Genomic DNA, 23,289 nt, shown 5'->3' on the forward strand with positions numbered 1-23,289 from the left:
GCTCAGATCTGCAGAATGAGCCAGGTCCCGAGGCCCGAGAGTGCAAGCGCGAGCACGCTCACCCAGGGTCGCGCGAAGGCGTCACTCGGGACCGGGCTCGCCACGGGTCGTGCCGCGCGCCCGGTGATCATGGGACGCACGAGATCGTGACCGGCTATCACGCGATGCAAGATCACCGCGCTCACGTGGGTGGCGATGAGCGCCAGCAGGACATCGAAATTCCATTTATGAACGGTCGTGAGCCAGTCGCCCATGCGGCTACCGACCAGCGGGTTCAAGGGTCCGGCGGTCAAGACATCGTCGGTTGCGAAAAGTCCGGTCCCGACCTGAACCATCAATGACACCAGAAAGGCGATGACCGCCCATCCGCCCAGCGGATTATGGCCGTGGATATCGGGCGCGCCCCGGCGCCACGATTTGATGTATTCCCAGGTGCGGCGGGGTGAGCGCAGGAAGTGCGCGAAGCGCGCGGTATGGCTGCCGACAAAGCCCCACGACAGGCGAAACAGGATCAATGTGAGCACCGCGTAGCCGCCCCACATGTGGTAGCGCATCAAGCCGTGCCCAAGGTGGGCCGAGGCCCACTCCCAGGCCACGAGCGCCGCCAGTGTCCAATGAAACGCACGCGTCGGAACATCCCAGATCCGCGGGCGCTCGTCGCCTTGCGCAACCCGCTTGCCCGGTGTCTTATCATTCATGCCCGCTGATACCTCATGGAGGCGGGGCACGCGCCCCGCGTGATGAACACAACAATCGACAATATCATGAATGCCGTAATGGTAGCCGATCTCCGGTCGCCTGACGAGCCCTGGTTATCGGCCGGCGCGCGGGTCCGCACCCCCCCCGATGTCTGTCAAAAATCTGTCATCGAACTGGGCCGGCGTTGTCACACGGCTACGGCAGAGTACGCCCGAGAAAGTTCCCAACATGAAAAAAATCAGTGGAGGAATACCGCGTCATGCCGTCTCATTATCGCCCGTTACCGGCCACGCCAGGCCGACTGTCGGTGCTGAGTTCGCTCGTTTTGTGCGCACTGGCCGCAAGCCAGGTCACCGCCGCCGCCCACGACACATCGTCTGTGAACGTCGGCACCGTGAATGCCCAAAGCCGCAAGAAGGCCGAGGCGCTCTTGAAGGCCACGAGCACCAAGCTCACCAAACGCAAGATCCTGAAGTCGACACAGACCGAGCGTGTCATAGGGCGCCGCCAGATCGCCGCCAATGGGCCGCTGGCGGGCTCCGCGCAGGCGTTGGCCATGGCCCCGGGGGTGGCGGTGCGCGGGTACGGCGGTATCAGTGGGTCGGCGCGCTATGAGATCGCGCTGCGCGGGGTCAAGGTCGGCTGGTCGAGCGTGAACGGCGATGTCGAACGCAATGGCATCACCGTGCTGTTCGACGGGGTGCCGATGAACAATCTGATCTCCCATAACGGCGGTTGGGATTCGAACGAAATCCCGATCATGCAGCTCATCTCCGGCGTCAATGTCATCTATGGGCCCGGTAATCCCGCAAGCCGCTGGTTTGACAGCGTCGGTGGCACGATCAACTTTGTCCCCGTTCAGCCCACGAAGCAGGCGGGGGGCAGCGTTGGGTTGACGTACGGCAGCGATCAGACCGAGGGCGCGGATCTCATTGCCAACACCGGCACGCACGATAATTGGTCGACGGTGGTGGCGGCGGGCTTTGTGCGCGACAACACCTTCCGCACGGGTTCCTTTTCGGCGCCCAGCCGTTCGTCGGCATTGTTTGCCAAGACCGTGAAGACCTTCAGCGACGGGTCGTTCAGTATCGGAGGCTATGCGGACGACAATACCGAGTTCCGGCCCAACTTCATTCCGGTCTCGCCCATAATTGCGGGGCCCGGCGGCAGCGCCGTCACAGTCGACGGCACGCCCAACACGCCGCTCTACAGCCAGTCGACCACCGGATACTACTCGTCCTTGCCCGAGTCGGTATGGTTCAAGCAGATCGTGGTGCGCGATCGCATGCTGTATTCGCAGATCAAGCTTGGCCTCGCGCCCGATCTGTCGGTGCACGACCTCGTATGGTATCGCCACGGGCATAGGGTCCATTGGCGTGTGGACAATTACAACTACAATGGCGCGCCGCCCGGGACTGTGAATTCGGAATATTACAACCCGCGGTCCGACACCTACGGGAACCGTCTGGTGTTCGACTGGACGCTCCCCATGAATCGCGTGAAGTTCGGGGGGTCGTGGATCAATCAGACGTATTCGACGCCTTATACAGGCTATAACGAGACCTATGGAACGAGTCCGGCGAATCCGGTCCAGTACAACAACGATACGCTCGCCAACACCTATCTGACGGGCTTTGTGCAGGACGCGATCACGCCGATCAAGGCCTTGACGATCACCCCCGGGATCGCGGGCGTCGATTTCCAGACGCAATTTTTCAACAACGGCGCGAGCTATACCCCGCCCGGGGCCGCCAACCAGACGATAGCGCCAAGCGACAGCAAGGTCTTTACGCGCATGGAACCGTCCCTGGGGGCGCGCTACATGATCGCCCCGCGTTGGTCGGTGTACGGCAATGCCGCCGAGACCTACCAGAACCCCGGCGACAACGCCTTCGGTGCCTACAGCGGCAGCAATGCCATTGATCTCGCGACGCTAAAGCCCGTCAAGAGCGTCGACTACGAGTTGGGGACGCGGCTTCTGATCCGGCGCGCGGGCCTGCTGCGTCATTTCGTGATGAATGCGGATATCTACCGCGACACGTTGAGCAACGAGACCCTGACCACCTATATATCGACTGGTGGGGGTTTCGCGACCACCCAGTTCGCCCAGGCGAGCGCCACTTATAAGGGTTTGAACGTGAGCGCGCAGGACAGTCCGACGTGGCATTGGCATGTGTTTGGAACCGCCTCGCTTACGCGCGCGCATTTCGACTCCTATGTGCCGGGCGGCAGCACCACGAACTACGCGGGCTATCCGATCTCCTATAGCCCCGACGTCACCGCCTCCCTGGGCGTCAATTACCGCGTGGCCTTCGGGCGCTATCTGGTATCGCCCGGGCTGTCCGATCAATACACCGGTACGCAGTACCTGTTCAGCAACGTGGCCAACGCCCCCACCAATAATGTGCAGATGGCGTCTTACAACATCGTCAATACGCAGGTGGCCATCAAGGCCGGGACCGGCATCGCCGGCCTGTCGGCGGTGACCCTGACGGTGGGCGTGACCAATCTCTTCAACAAGCGCTATGACCCCATCCAGTACATCACGAGCGGCGGCTATTTTGGCGGCAACAGCGCCGGGGCCGTGCTCGCCGATCCGGGGGCGCCACGGCAATACTTCGTCAATCTGAACGCGCGCTTCTGACGCGTCCTTTCTTCTCCTCATTGAAGGCCTCAAGGGTGGTCCTTGGGCCTTCTTTTTTTTTGGGGGTTCCGGAACCGCTCCGATTGGCCAAACCGCTCTTTGCCTTAAGACCCGGGACTGCGATGCCATGCGCGATCACGGAGCCCGCCGCACCCTGGCGGCCGCGGGACCGATGGGTTGTGGGCGCCGCTCCGGCCGCCTAGGGCGCGGGATGCCGGACAGGGCCGCGCCTGGACGTCACTGGCTATGCACGCGCGGCGTATACAGGATGCAATACCCCATGGGTGCTATGCGCCCCGCGACCTTTGTGCAGTGGCCGATCGCAAGCGTGCCGTTGGCCTTGGTGCCCTGCATCATCAAGCCGTTCGAATGCCCGACGGCCGGCAGAAAGAAACGGCAGCGGCCGCATACGTCGCGGCCCTTGGGGTGGTCTTGATAGCGTACGCTGGCCTTGCTGGCCTTCGGGGCGGATTTCTTGGCGGTCGCGGCCATTGGCAGCGCGAGCATCGCCGCTGCCGCCGTACGCCGCAGAAAATGCCGCCGGGAGATCGGTCTTGCCATGGCTCAACTCCTATTTCCGGGGACCATGAGGCCATGCTAGTCCCGCACCTCCCGGGATGGCGATCACCGAAAGGTCTCGGTCGTTTCGCGGGGCTGGGCGATGATGAGCATGGCCGCCTTGTGGTCGGAAAGCGCGGGGCCTTGTTCGGGAAATGTGCGCGTCGCGAGCAGCCGGGCGCGGTCGCACCCGTGGACGAAGAGGTAATCGATACGGTCTTGCGGGGCCTCCGCCGGAAAGGTCGCGCCCGTTCCCTGTCCCACGCAGGCGTGGGCATCCACCCATCCGCTGGCGGTCAGATGGGCGATGCCGGGGGCGGTGGGCGGGGCATTGAAATCGCCCACCAGACACTGCGGCCCTGAAAAGCCCTCGAGGGCTTGGGCCAGGGCCGCGACCTGATGTCGGTTCTGCGTGGGGACCCACGAGCAATGGGCATTCGTCAATCGCCAGATCTCCCCCTGCCAGGCGAAGCTCGCGCTGATTACGCGTCGCGGACTCGGGTCCTCGTCGTCATCGTCACGCGGCAGGGCGAAGGACCAGGGGGCGCTCAAGGGGATCTCCGAGAGGATCGCGCTGCCTTGATGGGGTTGTGTCGTGTCGGCGGCCAGGAACAGCTGATGATGATAGTCGAGGTCGCCGGCGAGTTCCCGTAGCTGGTTACGTGTGTCGTCGACGTGGGCCGCCTGCAGGGCGATGATGGCGGGCCGCTCTGCCTGGAGGAGGGCACGCAGCCGCGTGCACCGCTCAGGCCAGGGACCGTAGCCATCCCGGACATAGTTCAGGTTTACGGTGAGGATCTTTAGCATTCGTCGACTCTACGCACGCAAGCGGTGTCGACGCTATCCGACCCCCGGGCAGGCCCCAGGCTAGGCCATGGTGCCATGGGGCGGTGTCCGTCTCCCAAGACCCCGTGAAGCCCGGATGTCCGATGAAATTGGTAGCGGGGGTAGGATTTGAACCTACGACCTTCGGGTTATGAGCCCGACGAGCTGCCAGACTGCTCCACCCCGCATCAGAGGGCGCAGAGTCTACCATCTTTGCGGGCAATGGCAAGCCTTGGCGAACGCGCATTGAAGTTTTGGCGGGAAGGCTTATAATCCGCGTTTATCTCGTATAGGTCGTTTTGCGGAAGTGGGCTTTAAGCCCACTTTTGCGTTTATGGTCATGGAGAAACATATTCAGACGGATCGGCTGCGGGCCTTGGTGGAGCCCGTTGTGGCGCATCTCGGCTTCGAGGTCGTCGATATCGAATTCGTGAGCGGACAAAAGACCTTGCGCATTTATATTGATGGGCCGCAGGGGATCGATGTCGACGACTGCGCCCGGGTCAGTCGCCAGGTGAGCGCGCTATTCGATGTCGAGGATCCGGTCCCGGGGCAGTACACGCTCGAGATCTCGTCGCCCGGACTGGACCGGCCGTTGGCGCGGCCCAGCGACTTCGAGCGCTTCGCCGGGTCCCAGATCAAGCTGAAGACCGCGCTGCCCGTGGATGGGCGCCGGAACTTTCGCGGGCGCCTCGTGGGCCTGGTCGATGGGCGCGTGGTCCTGGAGGCGGACGAAACGCGTTATGATCTCGCGTTTGACAACATCGAGAAGGCGAGACTTGTGCCCGAACTCTGAGGGCGGCTGGAGGCAGTGATGGCGAACGAAATTCTAATGGTGGTCGAGACGGTTTCACGCGAGAAGAATGTCGATCGCGAGATCATCTTTGGGGCGCTCGAGGCGGCGCTGGCGACGGCTACGCGCAAGCGCCACAAGGAAGACATAGACGCCCGTGTCCATATCCACAGAAAGACCGGGGAGTACGACACCTTCCGGCGTTGGCTGGTCGTGCCCGATGAGCAGGAGACGCTCGAGTTTCCGGGGCGCGAGATGCGCCTGGCACAGGCAAGCGAGCGCCAGGCCGATATTCAGGTGGGGGAGTACATCGAAGAGCCGATCGAGGCGGCCGATTTCGGCCGTATCGCCGCTCAAGCCGCCAAGCAGGTGATCGTGCAGAAGGTCCGCGAGGCCGAGCGCGAGCAGATCGTGAACCAGTTCAAGGGCCGCCAGGGCGAGCTCGTCACGGGCGTCGTGAAGCGCCTGGAGCGCGGGGACGCGATCATCGATCTCGGCACCGCCGAGGCCCTGCTGCCGAAGTCGGCGATGATCCCGCGCGAGGGGCTGCGTCCCGGAGACCGGGTGCGCGCCTATCTGGAAGACGTCCATTCGGCGCCGCGCGGGCCGCAATTGTTCCTGAGTCGCACGAGCCCGCAGCTGCTCGTCGAGCTCTTCAAGCTCGAAGTCCCCGAGGCCGGCGAGGGGCTGATCGAGATTCACGGCGCGGCCCGCGATCCGGGACTGCGTGCCAAGATTGCGGTGAATTCCAAGGACCCGCGTATCGACCCCATAGGGGCGTGCGTGGGCATGCGCGGCTCGCGCGTGCAGAGTGTATCGAACGAGTTGGGGGGTGAGCGGGTCGATATCATCCAATGGTCTCCGGACCCGGCGCAATTCGTCATCAACGGGCTCGCGCCGGCGGAGGTGCTTTCGATCGTGGTCGACGAGGAGCTGCACAGCATGGATGTCATCGTCGACGAGTCGCAGCTGTCGCAGGTGATCGGCCGCGGCGGCCAGAATGTGCGGCTGGCGTCCGAGTTGACCGGCTGGGAGCTCAATGTGATGACCGAGGAAACGGCCTCGGCGCGTGGCGAGACCGAGGCGGCCAATGCCGTGCAGATGTTCGTCGAGCAGCTGCGCATGGAGCCCGCGACCGCCGAGCTGCTCGTGCGCGAGGGGTTCATGACCTTGGACGAGGTCGCCTATGTCCCGAAGCAGGAGATGATGTCGGTCGAGGGCTTGAGCGAGGCGCAGGTCGATGAGTTGCGCGACCGGGCGCGTGACATACTGCTCACGCGCGCCATAACGCTCGAGGAAAAGATCGACATGGCGGAGCCCGCCGACGACCTCCTTGGCATGGTGGAGATGGACGAGCATACGGCGCGCCTGTTGGCGAGCCACGGAATAAAGACGATGGAGGAGCTCGCCGATCAGTCGGTCGATGATCTGGCGGCAATAGAGGGGTTGGATGAGGAGCGGGCCCGCATCCTCATTATGGCAGCGCGCGCGCCTTGGTTCGCGGACCAGAGCCAGGGGGCCTGACGGATTTCATTCGATGCCTGAAACGACAGTCAAAAGTTTTGCCGAACAGATCGGTGTGGCGCCGGACAAGCTGCTTCAGCAGCTGGTCGCGGCAGGGATTGCTGGGAAGAAAAGCGGCGACCCCCTGAGCGATGACGAGAAGATGGCGCTCCTGAACTTCCTGCGCACGCATCACGGCGCGGGGGAGCCGGAGGCCAAGCGCATCACGCTCACGCAAAAGTCGACGAGCAAGATCATGCAGAATTCGCGGTTCGGCCAGAGCCGCGCCGTGCAGGTCGAGGTGCGCAAGAAGCGGACCTTCGTCAAGCGCCCGGCGCCTGGCGAGCCGGAGGCCCCGCCCGCCGAGGTCGAGGAGGCCATCGTCGAGTCGGCCGCGGAGCCCGAGGCGCCGCCGGTCACGGTGACGCCTCCCGAGCCCACGGAGGCCGCGCCGGTCGAGGCGGTGGCCGAGGAGCCGGTCGCGGAGACACCCGTGTCCGAACCCGTTCCGGCTCCGGTCGCGGAACCGCCGGCGGCGAAGGAACCGCCGCAAAATCGTACCGTACGTAAGGATACCCGCCCGGAGCGTGGGCGCAACGAGCGCCGGGAGCGTCCGGCGGCCCGGCCTTCGGGCGGGGATCGCAAGCCGCAGAAGGGGCGGCCGGGCGGTCCGCCGTCGCGCGGGGCATCGGGGGCTAAGCGCGTGGTCACGAGTATGAGTGGCCAGCATGCCTTCGAGATGCCGACCGAGCGCGTGGTGCGGGATGTCTATCTGCCGGAGGCCATTACCGTGGCCGAGCTTGCCCAGCAGATGTCGATCAAGGCCGTGGAGGTGATCAAGGTCTTGATGCAGCTTGGGATGATGGTCACGATCAATCAGGTCCTCGATCGCGAGACGGCGACCATCGTGGTCGAGGAACTCGGGCACGTGGCCCACGAGGCGCGTAGTCACGATCCGGAGGCAGCCTTGAAGGTCGGCGATCACGAGGAGGGGGCGCGCGAGCCGCGCCCGCCGGTGGTCACGGTCATGGGCCATGTCGATCACGGCAAGACATCGCTGCTCGATTACATCCGCAAGACCAAGGTCGCAAGCGGCGAGGCGGGCGGCATAACGCAGCATATCGGTGCCTATCACGTCGAGATGCCCAAGGGCATGTTGACGTTCCTCGATACGCCAGGCCATGAGGCGTTCACCGCCATGCGCGCGCGCGGCGCCAAGGTGACGGACATCGTCATTCTGGTGGTGGCCGCCGATGACGGGGTCATGCCCCAGACCGTCGAGGCCATCCATCATGCCCGCGAGGCGGGCGTGCCCATCGTGGTGGCGGTGAACAAGATCGATAAGCCGCAGGCCGACATGGAGCGCGTGAAGCAGGAGCTGGTGACGCACGAGGTGGTGCCCGAGGAGTGGGGTGGGTCGGACATCTTCGTGCCGGTGTCGGCCAAGACCGGTCAGGGGATCGAAGACCTGCTCGATGCGGTGTTGCTGCAGGCCGAGTTGCTCGAGCTTACCGCCGTGCGCCATGCCATGGCGACCGGTATCGTCATCGAGGCGCGGCTCGACAAGGGCCGGGGTCCGGTGGCCACCATATTGGTCCAGGAAGGCACTTTACGTAAGGGCGATGTGATCCTGGCGGGGCGCGAGTCGGGGCGTGTACGGGCGATGACCGACGAGATCGGCCGTTCGATCAAGGAGGCTGGCCCGTCGATACCCGTCGAGGTGCAGGGGCTTTCGGGCGTGCCCAATGCCGGTGACGAGGTGAGCGGCGTCGAAAACGAGCGCAAGGCCCGTGAGATCGCGCTCTTCCGCCAGGGCAAGTACAAGGACGTCAAGCTCCAGCGCCAGCAGGCGTCGAAGCTGTCCAACATGTTCCAGCAGATGCAAGACGGCGACGTCAAGACCTTGACGCTGATCGTGAAGGCCGATGTCCAGGGCTCGGTCGAGGCCCTCACCGAGGCGCTCGAGAAGCTCTCGACCGATGAAGTGAGGGTGCGTGTGGTGCATGGCATGGTGGGCGGCATCAGTGAATCGGATGTCAATCTGGCGGTCGCCTCCAACGCCATCATCATCGGCTTCAATGTACGCGCCGACGGCGGTGCCCGGCGCCTGATCGATTCGGAAGGCGTGGATATCCACTATTACAACGTCATCTATGACGCGGTCAATGAGGTGAAGGCCGCCATGGCCGGTATGCTGAAGCCGCAGTTCCGCGAGGACGTGGTGGGCAGCGCCGAGATCCGTGAGGTATTCCGGACCTCGAAGGCGGGGACCGTGGCGGGTTGCCAGGTGAGCGAAGGGGTGATCCGGCGCGGCCGGCAGGCGCGCGTGCTGCGTGACAACGTGGTCATCTACGATGGCGAGGTCGAGTCCCTGCGGCGCTTCCGTGACGATGTCTCGGAGGTCAAGGCAGGCATGGAGTGCGGCCTCACCTTGAAGAATTATTCCGACATCCGGGCCGGCGATCAGGTCGAGGTCTATGAAAGGGTCGAGGTCGCCCGGACCCTTTGAGACGTCACGCGCCCAAATCCGGATCGCGCGCCGCGCGGGTCGGCGCGCTCGTGTTGCGCGAGGCCGCGCAATGGGTGCTGAGCGAGATCGATGAGGGACAGGTGCGCTCGGCGGCGCTCACCGAGGCCGATGTCAGCCCGGATCTGAAGCAGGCGCGCATCTATGTCACGCACTACCGGGGCGAGGCCGCGGCGCGCGAGGCCGTGGCGCAATTGAATGCCGCGGTACCGCGCATGCGCCGCGAACTCGCCTCCCGGCTCAGGTTGCGCATCGTGCCCAATCTGGTGTTTGCCTACGACCCCTCGGTCGACCAGGGCTTCCGGATCGATGCGCTTCTCGACCGCGCGCGTCGTGAACGCGGCGAGGAGGGTGACGGCTGATGAAGGCCCCGTGCGTGCGCCGTGACGGCCTGCTGGTCCTCGACAAGCCGCCCGGCCTTAGCTCCACGCAGGCCTTGGCGCAGGCGCGCCACCGCCTGCGCGCCTGCAAGGGCGGGCATACGGGGACCCTCGACCCGTTGGCGACCGGTGTGCTGGTGCTGTGTTTTGGCGAGGCCACCAAGGCCGCCTCGTTTCTGGTCGACAGTGATAAGCGTTACCGGGTCGCGATCACGCTCGGGGTGAGCACCACGACCTATGATCGCGAGGGCGAGGTCGTGGCGCGCCGCCCGGTGGCGGTGTCCGATGCCGCCCTGCGCGAGGCGGTGGGTCGTTTCATTGGTCGCATCGATCAGACGCCCCCCCGGTTTTCGGCGATCAAGCAGGGTGGCCGGCCATTTTACGAGCGGGCCCGGCGCGGTGACGAGGCGCAGCCCGAAAGCCGCAGCGTGGTCGTGACCGGCATCGAGATCATCGATCGCCAGGATACGGTGCTCACGCTCGATGTCGCCTGCGGCAAGGGTTTCTATGTGCGCAGCCTGGCCCACGATCTCGGTGAGGCCCTGGGCTGCGGGGGGCATGTCGCGGAGTTGCGCCGGCTCGCGGTCGGGCGTTTTACCATTGATCAGGCCGTGGCGCTCGCGGATGTCGGCCTCGATACCGCCTTGCTCGAGAGTGACGCCGCGCTCACCGGTCTGCCGTCGGTGGTGTTGCCGGGCTTCCTGGCGCGCGCCGTCATGCGCGGGCAAGGCGTGCACATCGGTGGCCGGGAACAGGAGGGTTGGGTCCGTTTGTATGACGATTCGGGGGTGTTCCTCGGTATCGGGTGGTCGGTGGCGGCCGGGGAGATCCGCCCCAAGCGCCTATGGGTCGGGGCGCCTGCGCATGTTGAGCCCATGGACGCACGCGGTTAGAATAGCGGTTTATCCTTTTCTCGGAATATTTCGGGTCAGCGAGGGCGGTATGGCATTCACGGTCGAAAAAAAGACGCAGGTAATCAAGGAATACCGGAGGGGCGAGGCCGACACCGGATCCCCGGAGGTACAGGTGGCGCTGATCTCGGCCCATATCGATGAGCTTTCGCAGCACTTCGCCGTCCACAAGAAGGACAACCACTCGCGCCAGGGTCTTCTGCGCATGGTCGGCAAGCGGCGTAAGCTCCTCGATTATCTAAAACGCGTGGATACCGGTCGTTACCGCGACCTCGTCGCGCGACTTGGCCTGCGCAAGTAGGGCGAAACACCCCAAAAGAGCATCGAAGCGGAGGACAAGCGCGTTGGGTAAAATCACAAAGACGTTCCCGTATGGCAACCATACGGTCAAGATCGAAACCGGGGAGATTGCCCGCCAAGCCACGGGCGCCGTCATGGCCAGCATGGGTGACACGGTCGTGCAGGTCACGGTGGTGGGCATGCGGCAGTCCGCGCCCGATCGCGATTTCTTTCCAATGACCGTGGATTACCAGGAGCGCTCCTACGCCGCCGGACGTATCCCCGGAGGATTTTTCAAGCGCGAGGGGCGCCCCTCGGAAAAGGAAATCCTGACCTCCCGCCTCATAGACCGCCCGATCCGCCCGCTGTTTCCGAAGTCGTTCACCAATGAAGTACAGATTATCGCCACCGTGATGTCGCTGGATCCCGATATCGATCCCGATATCATCTCGCTCATCGGGGCGTCGGCCGCGCTGTCGCTTTCGGGCATGCCGTTCAAGGGTCCCTTGGGGGCGGCGCGCGTGGGTTATCGCGATGGCCAATACCTTCTGAACCCGGGGATGTCGGATCTCGCCACCTCGGCGCTCGATCTGGTGGTGGCCGGCACACGGAACGCCGTCTTGATGGTGGAGTCGGAGGCCAAGGTCCTGCCCGAGGATGTGATGTTGGGGGCGGTGCTGTTCGGCCATGAGCAGATGCGCGCCGTGATCCAGGCCATCGACGAGTTGGTGGCCGAGGCCAAGGTGCAGCCTTGGGACTGGACGCCGCCGGCGAAGGATGCCGGGCTTGCCACGGTGCTTGCCACCGCGATCGGCGCCGAGCTCACGGCCGCCTATCAGATCCGCGAGAAGCTGCCGCGCCAGGATCGCGTGGCGGAGTTGCGCGACAAGGCGGTGGCGGAGCTTGCCGGAGAGGCCCCGAAGCCCAATGCCGATCAGGTGCTCGCGGCCTTCGGGGCGCTCGAGAAGCGCATCGTGCGCGGGCGGATCCTGAGCGGTGAACCGCGTATCGATGGGCGCGACAACAAGACCGTGCGCCCGATCACGATCCGCACCGGTGTGCTGCCACGCACGCATGGTTCGGCGCTCTTTACGCGCGGTGAGACCCAGGCGCTGGTGGTCACGACCCTTGGTACGGGACGCGACGCGCAGATGATCGATGCCCTCGAGGGCGAGCGCAAGGACCCGTTCATGCTGCATTACAATTTCCCGCCATCCTCGGTGGGCGAGACCGGGCGGGTGGGCAGCCCCAAGCGCCGCGAGATCGGCCATGGGCGGTTGGCTAAGCGCGCGATCGCGGCGGTGCTGCCGGACCTGGCGGAGTTCCCCTACGTATTGCGCGTCGTTTCCGAGATCACCGAGTCGAACGGTTCGAGTTCGATGGCCACGGTGTGCGGAACCAGCCTGTCTCTGATGGATGCCGGCGTGAAGACCAAGGCGCCGGTGGCGGGTATCGCCATGGGGCTCATCAAGGAAGACGACCGGTTCGCGGTGCTGACTGATATCCTGGGCGACGAGGATCACTTGGGCGACATGGACTTCAAGGTGGCCGGGACCGCCGAGGGCGTGACCGCCTTGCAGATGGACATCAAGATCGAGGGGATCAACCGCGAGATCATGGATACCGCCCTGAAGCAGGCGCGCGACGGCCGGCTGCATATCCTCGGCATCATGAACGGTGCGATAGGCGAGGCGCGCCAGGAGATGTCCGAGTATGCGCCGCGCATCATCACCTTCAAGATCAATCCGGAAAAGATCCGCGATGTGATCGGCAAGGGTGGCGCCACGATCCGCGCGCTGTGCGAGGAGACCGGTGCGACCATCGATATCGATGACGACGGGGTCGTGAAGATCGCGTCCGTGGACAATGCCGCGGGCCAGGAGGCGCGTCACCGCATCGAGCAGATCACAGCCGAGGTGCAGGTGGGCATGATATATGAAGGGCGGGTGGCGAAGCTCATGGACTTCGGGGCATTCGTCACCATCCTTCCGGGCAAGGACGGGCTCGTCCATATCTCGCAGATATCCCATGAGCGTGTCGAGAACGTGAGCGAGAAGCTCGCCGAGGGTCAGACGGTACGCGTCAAGGTCCTGGAGGTCGACAAGCAGGGCCGCATCCGCTTGAGCATGAAGGCGGTGGAGGGCGGCTAGCGAGCGGCTCGACGCGGCAGCGCGATAGGAGAGGGGGCGGCGGATCACTCTGCGCGCCCCCTGTCATTTTGGGGCCAATGACTGGCCCGTGATAGAAATGTGGCGAGGAGGGAATTATGGAAGGCGCTCCCGCGTCTCTTGGTCTGCGCGAGACCATCATGAAAGACATGCAAGGCGCGGTGCGCCTGGCGACCGCCTATGTGGGCCTGAGCGGCGGACTTTTGCAGGCCATGGCGGCCCTCGGCCGGGCCGATGCCGGGGCGGTTGCGAAGGCCGCGGGCGCGGATGAGGGCTATGTCGTGCGCTGGTGCGACGCGGCCTATGCGTTCGGGATTTTGGATGAAGAACCGGGAGGGTTTGTGCTGACCGAGCTCGGACGGGCGTTCCTGCCGGAGGCGCCCGGGACGCTCATGCCCTTTGCCGTCCAGGAGGTGCTGACGGCGCATATCGCCGAGCGCGCCGCCGGCCTCATGAAGACCGGGGAACGTCCCGGGGAGTCGGTGCTCGCCGAGCGCGCCACCATCCTCCCATGGTTTGGGCCCATGCTCGAGGCCCAGTTCGGGCCGGTCTTTGAAAAGACCATTATGCCGGCGGTCCCCGTCTATGAACGGGCGGCGGGACGCGGTGGATTCGTCATAGACCTCGGCTGCGGCAACGGTTGGTATCTCATGCGCCTGGCGCGCGCCTATCCGGGCCTGCGGTGCCTTGGTATCGACGGCTTCGATGAGAACATCCGGCAGGGTCAGGCGCGCGCCGAGGCCGCGGGTCTTGCTGACCGCGTGCGTTTTGCCAAGGGCGACATCTATGGTTTCGAGAGCCCGGAGCCGGCCGACATCATCGCGCTCAATCGCGCCCTGCATCACGTATGGGACGAAAAGGATACGGTGTTCCGAATATTGCATGATCACGTGAAGCCCGGGGGCGCGGCGGTCATATGGGAGCCGCATTGGCCCGCGGACCGCGCCGCCTTACGCGAACCGGGACGGCGCATGGTGGCCTTCCAGAACCTGACCGAACATGTCCAGGGCAACCATTTCCTGAGTCCCTCCGAGATCGCGGAGGCCTTCCGGGGCGCGGGCCTCGTGCCCGAGGTCTATGATTTCCTGGAAGGGCGCGAGGCGGTGGTAGTCGGCACGCGGCCCTGAGGGCGGCGGGTATCGGAGGCCCCCGGGCCGGAGGGTCCGGGGGGCCCGATCCGGGGCACCCGCCGGCGTAAGATCCGGCGGCGGTAGGGCGACTAACTGGCGGCGGGCGCGGGAATGCGCCGGCGATAATACGAGGGGGGTCGAGCAGGATTGCCTGAACCACCCCAGGATGACCCACACCACGCTCAAAAGAGGTTCTATGGCAGCCCTACGTAAAATGGCAGTCCTGCGCAAATGGTTGTTCGTGATCCTGGCCTCCGGGGTTCTGGCGGTGCCGGCCCTGGCCGAGAACTGGACGCTATTCCATCATTACGACTTCAATAAGCCGCAATTCATCCATTCGCACCCGTTCGCCAAGGAGCATCTGGTCGTGCAGGTCGATCAAGGCAATCCGCATCGCTGGAGTCTCGCGCTCTCGAACGTCGCCAATGTGTTGAATTACTTTGGTTCCGACAAGATCCAGATCGTGGTCGTGGCCTATGGGCCCGGGCTCAAGATGCTGTTTGCCAACAGCCCCCTCAAGCTGCGCGTGCAGAGCCTGAATGCCCAGGGCGTGGAGTTCGATGCCTGTCATATGACGATGCTCGGGATCAAGGCCAAGACCGGGCATCTCCCGAAGCTCCTGCCGCAGGCGGCGGTGGTGCCGGGCGGCGTGATCCGCATCATGCAGCTCGAGCAGCACGGCTTTGATCTGCTGAAGCCCTGAGCGGCTGGGTTATGAGGCCCGCGGACTCACGCGGGCCTCATGCATGTAAGGCCCGAGAAAGGCCCCCAGGCGGTCGTCCAGCCAAAAACGTGGCGCCCACGGGGTACCTCCGGCAATGAAGCCCACATGCCCCCCTTGCGCATAGAGCTCCAGGCGCACCGCGCTCGCGAGTTCGCCCGCGGTGGGTGTGCTGCCGGGCATCAGGAACGGGTCGTCTTCGGCCTGCACGAGCAGTGTCGGGACGCTGATATAACGAAGATAGGGACGGCAGCTGGCGCGCCGGTAATAGTCGTCGGCGTCACGAAAGCCGTGCAGGGGGGCGGTCACCGCACCATCGAAGGCCCGGAAGTCGCGCAGCGCCTTCAGAAACCGCACGTCGCCGCCCCGCGCCCGGACCTTGCGTGCCAGCGAGCGCCTGAGCCAGCGTAACAGTACCCATTGATAGAGGCGCGATGGCCCGCTGTCCAGGCGACGCGCGGCGCTCGCGAGCTCGAAGGGTACCGAGACGGCGGCCGCGGCCTTGAGCGGCGCCTGTTCGCCGCGCTCGCCGAGCCACTTCAATAGCACCGAGCCCCCGAGCGAATAGCCGACCGCGCACACGCCCTCGGGGTGGCGGCGCGTCAAGAGATCGACGATCGCCTGGAGATCTTGGGTCTCGCCGGCATGATAGCCTCGCGGGAGGCGGTTGGGCTCGCCGCTGCACCCGCGAAAGTGCATGACGACGGCCCTCCAGCCGGCGCCCCGACAATGACGCAAGAGGCGCGTGATATAGGGGGAGCGCGAGGAGCCTTCAAGCCCGTGGAGTATGAGCACCGTGGGGCCCGTGCGTGGCGAGGGCGTGAGCCAGTCCAGGTCCAGGAAATCCCCATCGGGCAGCGTCACGCGCTCGCGCGTCAAGACCTCGCCGCGGGCGCGGTCTTTCAGCGCCCCGAGCACGGTCTGGGCGTGGGGATTGCGGGCCCAGACCGGGGCCCTAAAGGGCGTCATTCCGAATCGTGCCCCTGGAGCTGGCGTATGATGTCCGGGTTCTCGAGCGTGGAGATATCTTCATCCACGGTCTCGCCGCGCGCCACGGCGCGCAACAGGCGGCGCATGATCTTGCCGGAGCGGGTCTTTGGGAGGTTGTCGGCAAAGCGGATGTCCGCGGGCTTGGCGATCGGCCCGATCTTCTCGCCCACCCAGGCGCGCAGCTCGGCGATGCGCGAGGCGCGTTCCTCGCCTTCAGGCCTTGGCCCGCGCGGCACCACGAAGGCGCAGATCGCCTCGCCGGTCAATTCGTCGGGCCGCCCGACGACCGCCGCCTCGGCGATCAGGGGGTGGGCCACGAGCACCGACTCGATCTCCATTGTCCCCAGGCGGTGACCGGAGACCTTGAGCACGTCGTCGACCCGCCCCATGACCCAAAAGTAGCCGTCGGCGTCGCGTCGCGCCCCGTCGCCGCTCACATAGTAGCGGTTCTGGAAGCGCTCCCAATAGGTCTCGCGGTAGCGCTGGGGGTCGCCCCAGACCGTACGCAACATCGATGGCCACGGGCGCTTGATCACCAGGAAGCCGCCTTCGTCGGGGGCGGTCACGGGTGTACCCTCGGCATCCACCACGTCGGCCACGATCCCGGGGAGCGGTCGTGTGCACGACCCGGGTTTCAAAGCCACGATCCCGGGGATGGGTGCGATCATATGGACCCCGGTCTCGGTCTGCCACCAGGTATCGACGATCGGGCATCGGCCCTGGCCTATGACCTGGTAATACCACATCCAGGCCTCCGGATTGATGGGCTCACCCACACTCCCGAGCAGTCGCAGGCGACTTAAGTCATGACGGCGCGGGTAATCGTCCCCGTGTTTTTTCAAGGCCCGGATGGCGGTCGGTGCGGTATAGAAGACGCTGACCCGGTGGCGTTCGCAGAGGTCCCAGAAGCGTCCCGGGTCGGGGATGGTCGGGGCCCCCTCGTACATGACCATGGTCGCGCCGCACGCGAGCGGCCCGTAGGCCACATAGCTGTGACCGGTCACCCAGCCCACATCCGCCGTGCACCAGAAGACATCGTCTTCGCGGATGTCGAACACCCAGCGCATGGTGAGGATGGTCCCGAGGAGATAGCCGGCGCTGGCGTGCTGTATGCCCTTGGGCTGTCCCGTCGACCCCGAGGTATAGAGCAGGTACAGCGGGTGTTCGCTGCCCACGGCCACCGGGGCGCAGTCAGCGCTCACATCGGCCACCGCCTCGTGCCACCAGATATCACGCCCGGGGCGCCAGGCGATGGCATTACCGGCGCGCTTGAGCACGAACACCGTGCGTACCGTCGGGCACTCGTCTAGCACCTGGTCACAGATGGCCTTCAACCCTATGATGCGTCCCCCGCGATGCCCGCCATCGGCGGTCACTACGGCGACCGCCCCGGCGTCCTTGATGCGGTCCTTCAGGGATTCGCTCGAGAAGCCCCCGAATACCACCGAATGGATGGCACCGATGCGCGCGCACGCCTGCATGGCGATCACCGCCTCCGGCACCATGGGCATGTAGATCACCACCCGGTCACCGGTGTTGATGCCCTGGGCGCGCAGGGCGTTGGCGAAGCGCCCGACCTCGGCCAGCAGCTCCCGATAGGTCAGGATGCGCACATCCCCAGGCTCCCCCTCGAAGAGGATGGCCGGCTTGTCGGCACGCTGCGCGATGTGTCGGTCCAGGCAGTTGACAGAGACATTCAGGACGCCATCGTCGAACCAGCGATAATGCGGGGCATTGTCCCCGTCCAAGGTGCGCGTGAAGGGCTTGATCCAGTCGATCTCCTCGCGCGCGCGTCGCGCCCAAAAGCCCTCGTAGTCGCTTTCGGCCTCGGCGAGTAGGCGTCGGTAGAGTTCCTCGGTCATGGCCCCCCCGCGCCCGAAGTCCTTCGGCGGGGGAAACAGACGGTTTTCGGTAAAAAGCGACTCGATGGGATCGCGCGATTCGTGGGCCAAGGTTTATCTCCCGATATCAGATCCGTTCGTTGGATTCGGCCCCTGGCTTTCGTTGATCACCGGCGATAGGGGGTTTGCGAGCCGCGCGTCGATGGCGGCGCACGGCCAGGACCAGGAACACCATAAGGCCGCCGGCCACGGCATCATCCATGCCGTGCATATAGGGCGAGAGCGCCTGCCAATGTTGACCAAGGCGCAGACCGACCCATGCCAAAACTGCGCACCAGACGAGGGAGCCGGCCGCCGAATAGGCGATGAACGCCGCAAGCGGCATGCGCGCCACGCCCGCCGGCAGCGATATGAAGGTACGCAGGATGGGCAGCAGGCGGCCTAGGAACACCGCCGCGTGGCCGTGGCGCGCAAACCAGGCGTGCGCGGAGTCGAGGTCGTGGGGCGATATCAGGATCTTGCGGCCGTGGCGGCGCAAAAACGGCAGCCCGCCGTAGGCCCCGAGGGCATAGGCGGCAAGCGAGCCTGCCACGTTGCCGATGGTGCCGGCCGCTATGACCCCGAAAAGGCCCAGGGCCTTGGTCGACGCCAGATAGCCCGAGAAGGTCATGATGACCTCCGAGGGGATGGGGATGCAGGCGCTCTCCAGCATCATGAGCGCCGCTATGCCGATGTAGCCCGTCTGGCGGATCATGAGCAGCATCGCGCCGGCCAGGGCATGGATGAAGGCGTGTATCACAGCCGACCCCTCGGTCCTTTCATAACTAGGCCTGTGGCGACCGGCCGACCCGGAGTCCGTTTCTCCCGGGTGACGTCACGGCGCGAGGGGCCGGTGCGCACCCGCGGGCCGCCCCGCACCCTCAAGCCATCTGTTTTTCGCGGATCTCGTCCAAGGTCTTGCAGTCTATGCACAAGGTGGCGGTGGGTCGCGCCTCGAGCCTCTGCACGCCGATTTCCACGCCGCAATTCTCGCAATACCCGTAATCGTCGGCATCGATGCGACTCACGGCCTCGTCGATCTTCTTGATCAATTTGCGCTCGCGCTCGCGATTGCGCAGCTCCAGCGACATGTCGGTTTCCTGGCTCGCGCGATCATTCGGGTCCGGATGGTTGGCGGTCTCGTCTTGCATGGCGTGCATGGTGCGCGAGACTTCTTGTATGAGTTCCGCCTTCCAGGCGAGCAGAACCTTGCGGAAGTGTTCGCGCTGGCGGGTATTCATGTATTCTTCGCCCTCGGCGACGGAATAAGGCTTTATGCCATGCAGCAGAGTCTGAACTTCCTTCTTCTTCGTGACCGCCATCGATTACTCCTGCGCTCGAGACAATGGTAGGGCTTGCGAGCAAGCGCGAATCTATACCAGAAAGCACAGGGGCATGCAAGAAAGGGTCCGACGGGCGGGGGCGTGGCCGGTTTTGAGCGATACCTTAATAGGGGACGAGATGCTGAAGGCACTGATTTTTGATGTGGACGGGACATTGGCCGATACCGAGCGGGATGGGCATCGCGTGGCATTCAACCGCGCGTTCGCGGCCGAGGGCCTGCCGGTGGTGTGGGATGAGGCGCTTTACGGACGATTGCTTGGCATCACCGGGGGCAAGGAGCGGCTCCTCCATTTCTTTACGCGCGTCCGGCCCGATTTGCGCCCCGCGGGCGATCTGGACGTCCTTATACGGCATTTGCATGCGCGCAAGACCGATATCTACAGCGATCTCCTGAATACCGAAGGGGTGCCTTTGCGCCCGGGCATACGGCGATTGCTCACCGAGGCCCGCGACCGGGGCCTTAAGCTCGCGATCGCCACGACCACCACGGAAAAGAATCTCGAGCCGATATGGGCGGCGCTCGGACCCCAGGCGCGCGGCTGGTTTCATACCGTGGGGGCCGGCGATTGCGTGGCGGCCAAGAAGCCGGCGCCCGATGTCTATGAATATGTCCTAGCGGGGCTTGGATTGCCGGCCGGCGATTGCCTGGCCTTCGAGGACTCGGAGAACGGTCTGCGCGCCGCCACCGGCGCCGGCCTGGATACCATCGTGACGGTCACCGACTATACGCGCGCGCAGGATTTCTCGGCAGCGCTGCTCGTGGTCGATCACCTGGGCGAACCGGACCGGCCGATGGTCCGTTTGTCCGGGACGGCGTTTGCGGGCCGCATGCTCGATGTCGATGCCCTGATGGCGCTTAAAATCGCCCGGGCGTGAGTCGTGGAGGGGACCATGGAGATATTCAAGAGCTTCCGGATCGAGGCCGCGCATCGTCTGCCCGGCCTGCCCGAGGGCCATAAGTGCTGGCGGTTGCACGGGCACTCGTTTCGTATCGACGTCCATGTCCGCGGGCTGGTCGATGCGCGGTGCGGCTGGGTGATGGATTTTGCCGACGTCGGCGCGGCCTTCCGGCCGATCTTCGATGACCTCGATCACCATTATCTGAACGATATCCCGGGCCTCGAGAATCCGACCAGCGAATGTCTTGCCCAATATGTCTGGGGGCGGCTCGCGGATGTGCTTCCGGGCCTTGCGCGGGTCGTGATCCACGAGACCTGCACCTCCGGCTGCGCCTATGAAGGACCGGGATCAGTCAAGGAAGGCCAAAAGCTCGGCGGGGGTGATTAACAGGCCATCGGCCCCCCAGCGCCGGGCTTCGTCCGGGGGGGCGTAGCCGAAGGCCACCGCCAGGCCCGGCATGCCGGCGGCGTGGGCCGCCTCGATGTCCCCTTCGTCGTCGCCGACATAGATGCAGCGATCGGGGGCGATACCCATGAGCCGGCAGGCGTGGAGCAGGGGATCGGGATAGGGCTTGCGGCGTGCCAGCGTGTCGCCGCCGACCAGGCAGCGGGCGCGACCATTCAGGCCCAGGGCGGCGAGCACGCGCGCCGCCAGGTGTTCGGGTTTGTTGGTCACGACCCCCCAGGGAAGGCCGCGGGCCTCGAGCGCATCCAGGACCTCGATCATGCCCGCGTTCGGCTCGGTGGCGGTGCCGATCAGGCGCTGATAATGGGCCAGAAAGGCCGCGCGCGTCGCCTCGTAGTCGGCCATGTCCGGCTCAAGGCCGAGCCCTTCGCGCAAGAGCGCGACCGTGCCCACGGCCGTCGCCCGCCGCACCCGTTCCGGGTCCACAGGCGGGCTTCCCGGCGGCCGCAACGCCATAAGCGCCAGCGCCAGATCCGGGGCGGTGTTGGCGAGCGTGCCATCCAGGTCGAACAGTACGGCCTCGCGCGTCAAGGCCCCTCGCGCCGTGCACACACGAGATAATTGACGTCGACCGTAGGCGACAGCGCGTAATGCTCGACCACCGGCCAGTAGCGCACGCCGCTTATGGTCTCGGTCGCGAGCCCCGCGGCCCGCATCCACGCGGCGAGCTCCGAGGGGCGGATGAAGCGCGCGTACTCGTGGGTGCCGCGTGGCAGGACGTTCAGCAGGTATTCCGCGCCCACGACCGCCATCAACCACGCCTTGGGCGTGCGATTGATGGTCGAGAAGAACACCCGGCCGCCGGGCTTCACGAGTCGCGCGCAGCTTGAAACCACCGATGCGGGGTCGGGTACATGTTCCAGCATCTCAAGGCAGGTCACGACATCAAAGGTGGCGGGGCTCGTGTTTGCGAGGTCCTCGACCGAGGTCTCGCGATAGTCGATGGTAAGACCGTTTTCGATGGCATGCAGGCGCGCCACGAGCAGCGCCTCGTGCGCCAGATCGATGCCCGTCACGCTGGCCCCGGCGGCGGTCATGGCCTCCGTGAGCAGACCCCCGCCACAGCCCACGTCCAGCACCTTGCGGCCCGCCAGATCGACGCGCTCCTTGATAAATCGCAGGCGCAACGGGTTCATGCCGTGCAGGGTCTTGAGCGGTCCCTGCGGGTCCCACCAGCGGGCGGCGACCGTCTCGAATCGTTGGAGTTCTTTGGGGTCGGCATTCTGCGCCGGGGTCATGACAGGCCTCCATGATCGCTCGCGCGTATCTTATCACGCCAGGCCGCCGCCTGGCGGATGATCGCCCTTTCGTCCAGGGTCAGCACCTGTCGGTCGCGCAAGAGCGGCCGGCCCGCGACCCAGGCATGCGTCACCTGATCACGGCTTGCGGCATAGACGAGCTGCGAAAGCGGGTCATAGACAGGCTGGGTGGAGGGTGCGCGCAAATCGATTGCGATGACGTCGGCGCTCTTGCCGACCACAAGCGAGCCGATGTCATCGCCAAGTCCCAAGGCGCGGGCGCCGTTCAAGGTCGCCATCTCCAGCGCCACCGCCGCCGGCACCGCGGTCGCGTCCCCGCTCGTGCCCTTGGCAAGGAGTGCCGCCGTGCGCATCTCCCCGAGCATGTCGAGATCGTTGTTGCTGGCCGCGCCATCGGTGCCGAGGGCGACATTGACGCCGGCATGGACGAGCGATGGGACCGGACAGATACCGGCGGCGATCTTCAGGTTGGACTCGGGGCAGTGGACCACGCTTACCCCGCGCGCGGCGCACAGCGCGATCTCGTCTGCCGTAAGCTGGGTCATGTGCACGGCCATGAGGTTGGCATGGATAAGCCCCAGGCGGTCGAGCCGCGCCAGGGGGCGTACGCCGTGGCTCTGCAGCGATTGGGTGATCTCGCCTGCGGTCTCGTGGATGTGCATGTGCAGGGCGATATCGAGCTCGTCGGCGCGCACGCGGATGCGCTTTAGTGTCTCGTCGGAGACCGAGTAGGGGGCGTGCGGGGCGAGCAGGGGCGTGATGAGCGCATCATGGCGCCATCGGTCGCACAGCGCGATCCCGCGGCTCAGGTATTCTTCGGGGTCGCGGGCCCAGGCGGTCGGCACGTCGATGACCACGAGACCGAGCGCCGCGCGCAGCCCGGCGCTGGTTGCCACGCGCGCGGTCTCATCGGCGAAGAAGTACATGTCCGCGAAACAGGTGGTGCCGCCTTGGATCATCTCGAGCGCGGCGAGCGCGCTGCCGTCGCGCGCGAAGTCGGCGTTGACATGACGGCCTTCGGCCGGCCAGATATGCTCATGCAGCCATTGCTGGAGCGGAAGATCGTCGGCAAGCCCGCGAAAGAGCGTCATGGCGGCGTGGGTATGGGCATTGACGAGGCCCGGGAGCAGGACATGTCCGGGGAGGTCCACGGTGTGCGCCGCCTGCGGGGCCTGCGCCTGCGGCACGATCGCCGCGATGCGGCCGTCGCGTATGAGCACGGCGTGGTCGTGCCGCACCTCGCCGCGTGGTTCCACCGGGATGATCCAGGGGGCCTTCAGGCAAAGATCGAAGTCCATGACAACCCTCGCGTG

The 23,289-nt window shown here is 65.3% G+C and carries 22 protein-coding genes and 1 tRNA gene; 12 read left to right on the top strand and 11 right to left on the bottom strand.

Features of this window, described 5'->3' with window-relative positions; translation table 11 throughout:
* Positions 1-2: 2 nt before the first annotated feature.
* Positions 3-698, bottom strand: coding sequence for a cytochrome b/b6 domain-containing protein (locus C4901_RS04645; protein ID WP_110136341.1), 696 nt, complete (start codon positions 696-698; stop codon positions 3-5).
* A 260-nt stretch (positions 699-958) separates the two neighbouring features.
* On the opposite strand from C4901_RS04645, the gene C4901_RS04650 reads away from it, so the two are divergent.
* A complete protein-coding gene (locus C4901_RS04650; RefSeq protein WP_145960615.1) occupies positions 959-3,343 on the top strand; it encodes a TonB-dependent receptor in 2,385 nt (794 codons plus the stop codon).
* Positions 3,344-3,580: 237 nt separating this feature from the next.
* On the opposite strand, the gene C4901_RS04655 is transcribed toward C4901_RS04650, so the two are convergent.
* From C4901_RS04655 to C4901_RS04665, 3 genes are all read right to left on the bottom strand, one after another.
* Positions 3,581-3,904: a hypothetical protein gene (locus C4901_RS04655; protein WP_110136343.1), complete on the bottom strand. Its 324-nt coding sequence runs from the start codon at positions 3,902-3,904 to the stop codon at positions 3,581-3,583.
* A gap of 63 nt (positions 3,905-3,967) precedes the next feature.
* A complete protein-coding gene (locus tag C4901_RS04660) occupies positions 3,968-4,708 on the bottom strand; it encodes an endonuclease/exonuclease/phosphatase family protein (RefSeq protein WP_110136344.1) in 741 nt (246 codons plus the stop codon).
* A 129-nt stretch (positions 4,709-4,837) separates the two neighbouring features.
* Positions 4,838-4,914 (bottom strand) — tRNA-Met (locus C4901_RS04665).
* Positions 4,915-5,066: 152 nt separating this feature from the next.
* Here C4901_RS04665 and rimP point away from each other — a divergent pair.
* From rimP to C4901_RS04710, 9 genes are all read left to right on the top strand, one after another.
* The gene (gene rimP, locus C4901_RS04670; protein WP_145960616.1) at positions 5,067-5,522 is read left to right on the top strand and encodes a ribosome maturation factor RimP; all 456 of its coding nucleotides are present in this window, start codon (positions 5,067-5,069) and stop codon (positions 5,520-5,522) included.
* An 18-nt stretch (positions 5,523-5,540) separates the two neighbouring features.
* Entirely contained in the window at positions 5,541-7,043 is a 1,503-nt protein-coding gene (nusA, locus tag C4901_RS04675; protein WP_110136346.1) for a transcription termination factor NusA, read from the top strand.
* Positions 7,044-7,056: 13 nt separating this feature from the next.
* On the top strand, positions 7,057-9,531 hold the full coding sequence (gene infB, locus C4901_RS04680; RefSeq protein ID WP_110136347.1) for a translation initiation factor IF-2: 2,475 nt from the start codon (positions 7,057-7,059) through the stop codon (positions 9,529-9,531).
* Positions 9,528-9,911, top strand: coding sequence for a 30S ribosome-binding factor RbfA (gene rbfA / locus C4901_RS04685; RefSeq protein ID WP_110136348.1), 384 nt, complete (start codon positions 9,528-9,530; stop codon positions 9,909-9,911). Before infB ends, rbfA begins: the two co-directional genes overlap by 4 nt.
* Positions 9,911-10,822, top strand: coding sequence for a tRNA pseudouridine(55) synthase TruB (gene truB / locus C4901_RS04690; protein ID WP_110136349.1), 912 nt, complete (start codon positions 9,911-9,913; stop codon positions 10,820-10,822). Before rbfA ends, truB begins: the two co-directional genes overlap by 1 nt.
* A gap of 49 nt (positions 10,823-10,871) precedes the next feature.
* A complete protein-coding gene (gene rpsO, locus C4901_RS04695; RefSeq protein WP_110136350.1) occupies positions 10,872-11,141 on the top strand; it encodes a 30S ribosomal protein S15 in 270 nt (89 codons plus the stop codon).
* A 43-nt stretch (positions 11,142-11,184) separates the two neighbouring features.
* Positions 11,185-13,269, top strand: coding sequence for a polyribonucleotide nucleotidyltransferase (gene pnp / locus C4901_RS04700; RefSeq protein ID WP_110136351.1), 2,085 nt, complete (start codon positions 11,185-11,187; stop codon positions 13,267-13,269).
* A 116-nt stretch (positions 13,270-13,385) separates the two neighbouring features.
* Complete coding sequence (locus tag C4901_RS04705; RefSeq protein ID WP_205736187.1) at positions 13,386-14,414, top strand: trans-aconitate 2-methyltransferase; 1,029 nt, start codon at positions 13,386-13,388, stop codon at positions 14,412-14,414.
* A gap of 199 nt (positions 14,415-14,613) precedes the next feature.
* A complete protein-coding gene (locus C4901_RS04710; protein ID WP_205736188.1) occupies positions 14,614-15,120 on the top strand; it encodes a DsrE family protein in 507 nt (168 codons plus the stop codon).
* Positions 15,121-15,129: 9 nt separating this feature from the next.
* Here the strand turns inward: C4901_RS04710 and C4901_RS04715 are convergent, their stop codons facing one another.
* The 4 genes from C4901_RS04715 to dksA all read right to left on the bottom strand — a co-directional run bounded on the left by C4901_RS04715 (position 15,130) and on the right by dksA (position 19,330).
* Positions 15,130-16,107, bottom strand: a complete 978-nt coding sequence (locus C4901_RS04715; protein WP_110136353.1) for a hydrolase — start codon at positions 16,105-16,107, stop codon at positions 15,130-15,132.
* A complete protein-coding gene (gene acs / locus C4901_RS04720) occupies positions 16,104-18,080 on the bottom strand; it encodes an acetate--CoA ligase (protein ID WP_110136354.1) in 1,977 nt (658 codons plus the stop codon). The genes C4901_RS04715 and acs overlap by 4 nt, the downstream gene beginning before the upstream one ends.
* Positions 18,081-18,096: 16 nt before the next feature.
* Positions 18,097-18,768 (bottom strand): DedA family protein, encoded by a 672-nt coding sequence (locus C4901_RS04725; protein ID WP_205736189.1) that lies wholly within the window; start codon positions 18,766-18,768, stop codon positions 18,097-18,099.
* Between the two features lie 121 nt (positions 18,769-18,889).
* The gene (dksA, locus tag C4901_RS04730) at positions 18,890-19,330 is read right to left on the bottom strand and encodes an RNA polymerase-binding protein DksA (protein ID WP_065972071.1); all 441 of its coding nucleotides are present in this window, start codon (positions 19,328-19,330) and stop codon (positions 18,890-18,892) included.
* Positions 19,331-19,469: 139 nt separating this feature from the next.
* Here dksA and C4901_RS04735 point away from each other — a divergent pair, with 139 nt between their 5' ends.
* Both C4901_RS04735 and queD read left to right on the top strand, forming a co-directional pair.
* A complete protein-coding gene (locus C4901_RS04735; protein ID WP_110136355.1) occupies positions 19,470-20,228 on the top strand; it encodes an HAD-IA family hydrolase in 759 nt (252 codons plus the stop codon).
* A gap of 15 nt (positions 20,229-20,243) precedes the next feature.
* The gene (queD, locus tag C4901_RS04740) at positions 20,244-20,639 is read left to right on the top strand and encodes a 6-carboxytetrahydropterin synthase QueD (RefSeq protein ID WP_110136356.1); all 396 of its coding nucleotides are present in this window, start codon (positions 20,244-20,246) and stop codon (positions 20,637-20,639) included.
* Here the strand turns inward: queD and gph are convergent.
* The 3 genes from gph to C4901_RS04755 are packed head-to-tail and all read right to left on the bottom strand — an operon-like array spanning position 20,601 to position 23,274.
* Positions 20,601-21,248, bottom strand: a complete 648-nt coding sequence (gene gph, locus C4901_RS04745) for a phosphoglycolate phosphatase (protein WP_110136357.1) — start codon at positions 21,246-21,248, stop codon at positions 20,601-20,603. The two genes, queD and gph, sit on opposite strands and share 39 nt — an antisense overlap.
* Positions 21,245-21,955, bottom strand: a complete 711-nt coding sequence (ubiG, locus tag C4901_RS04750) for a bifunctional 2-polyprenyl-6-hydroxyphenol methylase/3-demethylubiquinol 3-O-methyltransferase UbiG (RefSeq protein WP_110136358.1) — start codon at positions 21,953-21,955, stop codon at positions 21,245-21,247. Before ubiG ends, gph begins: the two co-directional genes overlap by 4 nt.
* A complete protein-coding gene (locus C4901_RS04755) occupies positions 21,952-23,274 on the bottom strand; it encodes a TRZ/ATZ family hydrolase (protein ID WP_110136359.1) in 1,323 nt (440 codons plus the stop codon). The genes ubiG and C4901_RS04755 overlap by 4 nt, the downstream gene beginning before the upstream one ends.
* Positions 23,275-23,289 lie beyond the last annotated feature (15 nt).

This window comes from Acidiferrobacter sp. SPIII_3, assembly GCF_003184265.1.
GTDB lineage: Bacteria > Pseudomonadota > Gammaproteobacteria > Acidiferrobacterales > Acidiferrobacteraceae > Acidiferrobacter.